This is a genomic window from Acinetobacter sp. YH12134 (genome assembly GCF_013418555.1).
In the GTDB taxonomy this organism is placed as follows: Bacteria; Pseudomonadota; Gammaproteobacteria; order Pseudomonadales; family Moraxellaceae; genus Acinetobacter; species Acinetobacter indicus.
In genome coordinates this window covers 76,832-83,293 of the sequence record NZ_VPBT01000015.1, presented here as the reverse complement: position 1 = coordinate 83,293, position 6,462 = coordinate 76,832, and the positions used below count along the sequence as shown (strand labels likewise).

Sequence of the window (6,462 nt, the reverse complement as noted above, 5' to 3'; positions counted from 1 at the left end):
GTTTATTGCCAAATACCGACTTCTTGAAAGAAACCGCAGTTGAGCTGAGCAACCGTGGCGAGATTGTGATTAACGACCGCAACGAAACCAATGTCAAAGGTGTATTTGCTGCTGGTGACTGTACTACAGTGCCATACAAGCAGATCATCATTGCCACAGGTGAAGGCGCGAAAGCATCGTTGTCTGCCTTTGATTACATCATCCGTTCTGGACAGTAAGTAAAATTAGAATAGGGCCTGAGTTCCCCAATACCCAGGCCCTATATGCGGTAAAATATCAAAAAATAGTTATTGTTTTTTTACAGGAACTGAGATCGCTAACAGCTCAGTTCCTTTTTTTGTTGTACCCCAGTTTTAGGGATGAAGCAAGTTTAAGCGCTTGAACTTCTCAGTCAGTTCTTCCGGGCTTTCCCGATGCTCAGGATGCGGCACAATACATTCAATCGGGCATACCGCAACACAGGTTTGATGATCATAAAAACCGACGCACTCGGTGCAGCGGCTGACATCAATCTCGTAGATTTTGTCGCCTTCATAAATAGCATCATTCGGACATTCTGGCAGGCACATATCACAATTGATGCATTTATCGGTAATCAGCAGCGCCATGAGTTAACCTGCCTGATAGGCCAAGGAGGATGCTGAAATATCAGCAGTGGAGTTTGGTAAATTACGGATCAGCAGGGCATAACGCATATCAACATCAGCCGGGACCGGAATTTCCACAATATGACCAGAGCCTTTGGCTTCCTCAATTGAATTGCCTTTTTTGTCTTTGATTTCGGTGAGAATAAAGCTGATATTGCCTTTGGTGGTCATCAGTTCTAAAGAATCACCCACGACAAAACGGTTTTTGACATCAATTTTAATGTAGTCGCCATTGCGCTCCAGCACTTCGCCGCAGAATTGCTGATGATCAAAACTGGATGAGCCATTTTCATAATTTTGATATTCGCTATGCACATGGCGGCGCAGGAAACCTTCGGTATAACCGCGATTGGCCAGACCTTCGAGCTGGGTCATCAAGGATGGATCGAACGGTTTGCCGGCTAAAGCATCATCAATCGCTTTACGGTAGATTTGTGCGGTACGGGCGCAGTAAAAATAGGATTTGGTACGGCCTTCAATTTTCAGTGAATGTACGCCAATTTTGGTCAGACGTTCTACGTGTTGTACCGCACGCAAATCTTTGGAGTTCATGAAGTAGGTGCCGTGCTCATCTTCTTCGGCGGCAAACATATCTTCTTCATTACGTTGCAGCAGTACCGGTTCATTAAACTGGTGCTGGGCTTGCATGTGGAGCGCATCGGCATCTTGCGAGCAACAGCCTGCGTCCAGATTTTTTACCGGAATTACATCACCGGTTTCATCCTCGGCGGCATCCAGCACTTTGTATTCCCAGCGGCAGGCATTGGTGCAGGCACCCTGATTGGCATCGCGTTTGTTCATATAGCCTGACAGCATGCAGCGGCCGGAATAGGCCATGCACAGGGCACCATGTACAAACACCTCAATTTCCATATCGGGAACTTGAGTTTTGATTTCTTCAATTTCCTCAATGGACAGTTCGCGCGACAGAATCACCCGGGTCAGACCCATATTTTTCCAGAACTTGACCGTGGCCCAGTTGACTGCATTGGCCTGTACCGACAGGTGGATGTCCATGTGCGGGAAGTGTTCACGCACCATCATGATCAGGCCCGGATCAGACATAATTAGCGCATCAGGCTGCATGGCCACGACTGGTTCAAGATCACGGATAAAGTTTTTCAGTTTGGAGTTATGCGGCTGGATGTTGACCACCACATAGAATTTTTTGCCTAATTCATGTGCTTCTTTAATGCCGATGGCCAGATTGTCATGATCAAACTCGTTATTCCGGACACGCAAACTATAACGCGGCTGCCCGGCATACACGGCATCTGCCCCATAGGCAAAGGCATAGCGCATATTTTTTAAGGAACCGGCAGGAGAGAGAAGTTCGGTAACGGGATGAAGATGCATGATCAATCAAAAAGGCATAAAAAAATTATGGCTTTATTGTAGGGATAAAATTTTTCGATTCAACCTAGTAAAAAACTCGGGATTATCAGGCACTCAGCCTGCTAGCGCTGAGGGATAGGCGGCAGCAGGCGAGAGGAAAATAAGTTAATTGACACGCTGACCGTGTTCATTAATTACCAGTTCTCCATCTTCTTTACGGAAGGCATTGAGCTGCGGCTGGGTCAATAAATCCAGTACCAGTTCAGAAGGTCGGCACAGTTTAACGCCGCGTTCAGTCACCACAAAAGGACGGTTAATCAGCAGTGGATGTTGTACCATTAAAGCAATCAGTTCTGCATCGCTCAGATCACGCTCGGCCAGTTGCAGGGTTTCATACGGCGTTACATTTTGACGGATCGCCTCGCGTACGCTTAAACCGGCCTGCTGAATCATGTCGGCCAGCACTTCGGCTGTTGGTGGATTTTTTAAATATTCAATAATTTCAGGTTCTTGTCCAGTATTGCGGATTAAGGCCAAAGTGTTGCGTGAAGTGCCGCAGTCAGGATTGTGAAAGATTTTAATTGGAGCCGCCATAGTGCTAAAACTCAGGTAAAAGAGGGATATTGCTTTTATATATGGATATACGTATATTCGCAAGTATAAATATGGGGAAGCTGTATGAATCAAACTGATTTTTTTAAATGCCTGTCCGATCCGACCCGTCTGGATATTTTGAAACTGGTGCTGGCCAAACAGAATATTTGTGTCTGCGAGCTGACCGAGGCATTAAATTTAAGCCAACCTAAAATTTCCCGTCATTTGGCTTTGCTGAGAAATTTATCGGTTTTACTGGACCAGCGTCAGGGGCAGTGGGTGTATTACCGCCTGAATCCAGATTTACCCGAGTGGGCAGTGAGTGTGCTGAATATTATCGCGGAGCAAGATGTCAGTCCGATGAGTTCGCTGACTGCAACGCTTTCAAGTTATTGTGAGTAAAACAATGAAATTCCTCTTTTTATGTACCGGAAACAGCTGCCGCAGCATTTTATCTGAAATGTTATTTAACAGTCGTGCGCCGCAAGGTTGGACAGCCTATAGTGCTGGCAGCAAACCGACCGGTCGTGTCCATCCACTGACGTTAAAGACGCTGGAAAATCTGGGCCTGTCGACTGAAGGGCTCTCCAGTAAAAGTATTGATGACTGTGAGCAGTATCAGCCCGATGTGGTGATTACCGTATGTGATGCGGCTGCCCAAGAAGCCTGTCCTTTGTATTTGGGCGGCGCGATTAAAGCGCATTGGGGACTTGCCGATCCATCGCATCTGGATTTGCCGGAAGTAGCCAAGTTGCAGGCCTTTTTAGAAACAGTCGCGCATATCAACAAGCGTCTGGATGCACTGTTTGCGTTACAGCCTGAGCAGATGACCCGTCCCGAACTGATTGCAGCCATCAACAACATTTCCCATATCGAGTAAGTCATGGCCAGCACCCGCAAACTTTCCTTTTTAGACCGCAATCTGACGCTGTGGATTTTTATTGCCATGGCACTCGGAATTGGCATTGGGGTGTATTTCCCGCAGGTGTCGAGCAGTCTGGACCAGATGAGTATGGGCAATGTCAATTTACCAATTGCCATTGGCCTGATTCTGATGATGTATCCACCGCTGGCCAAAGTGGACTATGCCGCTTTACCGCAGATTTTTCAGGATAAACGCACGCTGCTGTTGTCGCTGGTACAAAACTGGCTGATTGCACCGTGTTTGATGTTCGCACTGGCACTGATTTTCCTGCAGCATTATCCGGAATATATGACCGGCCTGATTCTGATTGGACTGGCACGCTGTATTGCCATGGTACTGGTCTGGAATGATCTGGCCTGTGGTGATAACCAGTATGTCGCTGCCTTGGTGGCCTTTAACAGTATTTTCCAGATTCTGTTTTTCAGTACCTATGCCTGGTTGTTCTTAAGTGTGTTACCGCCTTATTTTGGTGTGGCCGGTCAGGTGATTGATGTCAGTTTCTGGACCATTACCCATGCGGTGCTGGTCTATCTGGGCATTCCGTTTTTGCTGGGCTTTCTGACCCGGCTGATTCTGGTGAAAAACAAAGGAATGGACTGGTATCAGCAGCGTTTTATTCCCAAAATCAGTCCACTTAGCCTGCTGGCGCTGCTGTTTACCATTGTCGCCATGTTTAGCCTGAAAGGGGCCGATGTGGTTGGGTTACCTATGGATGTACTGCGCATCGCCATTCCATTGACCATCTATTTTGTATTGATGTTCTTTGTCAGCTTCTTTATGAGCAAGTGGATGGGCAATGACTATCCGCGTACCACAGCCATTTCTTTTACCGCGGCCGGCAATAATTTTGAACTGGCTTTGGCGGTGGCGATTGCAACCTTTGGTCTGGCCTCACCGGTGGCATTTACCACCATTATTGGCCCGCTGGTGGAAGTGCCGGTGTTAATTGCCCTAGTGAGTGTCTCGCTGTGGCTGAAACGTAAATTTTATGATGGAACAGGTGGATGATGTCACTTCCCAATCTTGATGTAGACTTAATTGAACAGCCGAGTTTTGAGCAGGTTCAGGCCAAAGTATTGCCACATCCGCCGCGAATTTTATTGCTCTATGGTTCAAACCGTGAGCGCTCTTATAGCCGTTTGGCGGTGATGGAAGCCGGCCGGATTCTGGAGCACTTTGGCGCAGAAGTTAAAATTTTCCATCCCAAAGGTTTACCGTTACCGGAAGATGGCGATGCTTCACATCCTAAAGTTCAGGAATTGCATGAATTGCTGGCCTGGGCAGAAGGCATGGTCTGGTGCAGTCCGGAACGTCATGGTGCCATGAGTTCCATTCTAAAGGCACAGATTGACTGGATTCCTCTGGCTGCCGGTGCCATTCGTGCGACCCAAGGTAAAACTCTGGCACTGATGCAGGTTAGTGGTGGTTCGCAATCCTTTAATGCGGTGAATCAGATGCGTATTTTAGGGCGCTGGATGCGGATGATCACCATCCCGAACCAATCGTCAATTCCGAAAGCCTTTTTGGAGTTTGATGAAGCCGGACGCATGCAAGCCTCTTCCTTATATGACCGGATTGTCGATGTTATGGAAGAGCTGTACAAGTTCACTTTATTGACCCGCGGTCAGGCCAGCTATCTGACCAACCGTTATTCCGAGCGCAAGGAATCGGCTGCGGAACTGTCGAAACGGGTTAATCAGAAGTCGATTTAGGCGTTTCATCGGCCTCTAGCTGTTTTAAAATTTGGCAATGGTCGATGGTGGTTCGGGCATTGCAAGACTGCCGTAATTGCTGCAGTTGCAGCTGAAAATGCTGTAACTCAGCAATTTTGCTTTCGATTTGTACTAAATGATGATCAAGCAGTTCATTTACCGCCTGACAGTCCTGATCGGGCTGCTGTTCCAGTGCAATTAGGGTTTCAATTTCTTTTAAGGATAAATCCAGTGCGCGGCAACGTTTAATAAAAATTAGCCGTTTTAAGGTGTCATCATCATAATAACGATAATTATTTTCGGCCCTTAAGGTGGGTTGGATGAGCGCTTTCTTTTCATAAAAACGCACCGTGTCTGCACTCAGACCGGTTTTTTTGACCAAATCCCGAATCAGATAATGTGCCATGACTTGACCTTGGAGTTAGACCATAGTTTCTAATGAGCATAATACAGTCATAGAAAAATGCAACAGGAGGCTTTATGGCCTGTCAATGTCAGCCTGCACCGGTCAAACCCGATGGCCGTTTTCGTACTGCACTCTGGATTGCTCTGATTATTAATTTGCTGATGTTCGTGGTGGAACTGTTTGGCGGGATGTATGCCCATTCGGCAGCACTCTGGGCCGATGCGCTGGATTTCTTTGGCGATGCCGCCAACTATGCCATTTCACTGGCTGTGCTGGGGATGAGTCTGTACTGGCGTGCCACCGTGGCTTTATTAAAAGGTATTACCATGGCCACATTTGGCTGTCTGGTGCTGGTCAAAACGGTCTATAACTATATGCAGGGCATTCCCCCGGAAGCGATTACCATGGGGGTAATTGGTGGACTGGCCTTAGTGGCCAACGTAGTGGCAGCCGTGATTCTGTATCGCTTTCGTGATGGCGATTCCAATATGAAATCGGTCTGGCTGTGTAGCCGTAATGATGCAATTGGCAATGTTGCGGTGATTCTGGCTGCGGTCGGTGTATTTGGAACGGGCAGTTTATTGCCGGATATTATTGTCGCGGTGATTATGGCGGGGCTGGGTTTAACTGCGGGTTATCAGGTGATTAAAAAAGCCTGGGCGGAGAGACAGATGAGTGCGACCACCTCCGCTTAATAGGAGTATAACTGAAGCGATCAACGCGAGTAATTTTAGGCGTTGATCGCTTTTTTGTTGATCCATGACAGATTTTTATTCAAAAAAGAAAATTTCATCTTGATGCAAAAAGCTATTTACAAAAGTTAACATATTATTAGAATGAAGC

10 protein-coding genes are annotated in these 6,462 nt (G+C 47.1%); 6 read left to right on the top strand and 4 right to left on the bottom strand.

The window, feature by feature from the left end; translation table 11 throughout:
* The coding region (locus tag FTU69_RS10015; protein WP_180103824.1) for an FAD-dependent oxidoreductase at positions 1–218 on the top strand (218 nt) is incomplete at its 5' end.
* Positions 219–353: 135 nt separating this feature from the next.
* Here the strand turns inward: FTU69_RS10015 and FTU69_RS10010 are convergent.
* From FTU69_RS10010 to arsC, 3 genes are all read right to left on the bottom strand, one after another.
* Positions 354–608, bottom strand: a complete 255-nt coding sequence (locus FTU69_RS10010; RefSeq protein ID WP_005179080.1) for a YfhL family 4Fe-4S dicluster ferredoxin — start codon at positions 606–608, stop codon at positions 354–356.
* Between the two features lie 3 nt (positions 609–611).
* Positions 612–2,003: a tRNA 5-hydroxyuridine modification protein YegQ gene (gene yegQ, locus FTU69_RS10005; RefSeq protein WP_075166953.1), complete on the bottom strand. Its 1,392-nt coding sequence runs from the start codon at positions 2,001–2,003 to the stop codon at positions 612–614.
* Between the two features lie 144 nt (positions 2,004–2,147).
* Positions 2,148–2,576, bottom strand: coding sequence for an arsenate reductase (glutaredoxin) (gene arsC / locus FTU69_RS10000; protein ID WP_180103823.1), 429 nt, complete (start codon positions 2,574–2,576; stop codon positions 2,148–2,150).
* Between the two features lie 84 nt (positions 2,577–2,660).
* On the opposite strand from arsC, the gene FTU69_RS09995 reads away from it, so the two are divergent.
* Genes FTU69_RS09995 through arsH form a run of 4 tightly spaced genes read left to right on the top strand, consistent with a single transcriptional unit; the run spans position 2,661 to position 5,213 of the window.
* Positions 2,661–2,978 carry a metalloregulator ArsR/SmtB family transcription factor gene (locus tag FTU69_RS09995; protein ID WP_180103822.1) on the top strand — a complete coding sequence of 106 codons (318 nt, stop codon included), beginning with the start codon at positions 2,661–2,663 and terminating at the stop codon, positions 2,976–2,978.
* Positions 2,979–2,982: 4 nt separating this feature from the next.
* Positions 2,983–3,456 (top strand): arsenate reductase ArsC, encoded by a 474-nt coding sequence (locus tag FTU69_RS09990; protein ID WP_180103821.1) that lies wholly within the window; start codon positions 2,983–2,985, stop codon positions 3,454–3,456.
* Between the two features lie 3 nt (positions 3,457–3,459).
* Positions 3,460–4,509, top strand: coding sequence for an ACR3 family arsenite efflux transporter (gene arsB, locus FTU69_RS09985; RefSeq protein WP_180103820.1), 1,050 nt, complete (start codon positions 3,460–3,462; stop codon positions 4,507–4,509).
* Positions 4,509–5,213, top strand: coding sequence for an arsenical resistance protein ArsH (arsH, locus tag FTU69_RS09980; protein ID WP_180088547.1), 705 nt, complete (start codon positions 4,509–4,511; stop codon positions 5,211–5,213). Before arsB ends, arsH begins: the two co-directional genes overlap by 1 nt.
* On the opposite strand, the gene FTU69_RS09975 is transcribed toward arsH, so the two are convergent.
* Positions 5,194–5,619, bottom strand: coding sequence for a MerR family DNA-binding protein (locus tag FTU69_RS09975; RefSeq protein WP_005179057.1), 426 nt, complete (start codon positions 5,617–5,619; stop codon positions 5,194–5,196). The two genes, arsH and FTU69_RS09975, sit on opposite strands and share 20 nt — an antisense overlap.
* A gap of 74 nt (positions 5,620–5,693) precedes the next feature.
* On the opposite strand from FTU69_RS09975, the gene FTU69_RS09970 reads away from it, so the two are divergent.
* Positions 5,694–6,314 (top strand): cation transporter, encoded by a 621-nt coding sequence (locus FTU69_RS09970; protein WP_168414885.1) that lies wholly within the window; start codon positions 5,694–5,696, stop codon positions 6,312–6,314.
* The last annotated feature ends 148 nt before the right edge of the window (positions 6,315–6,462 follow it).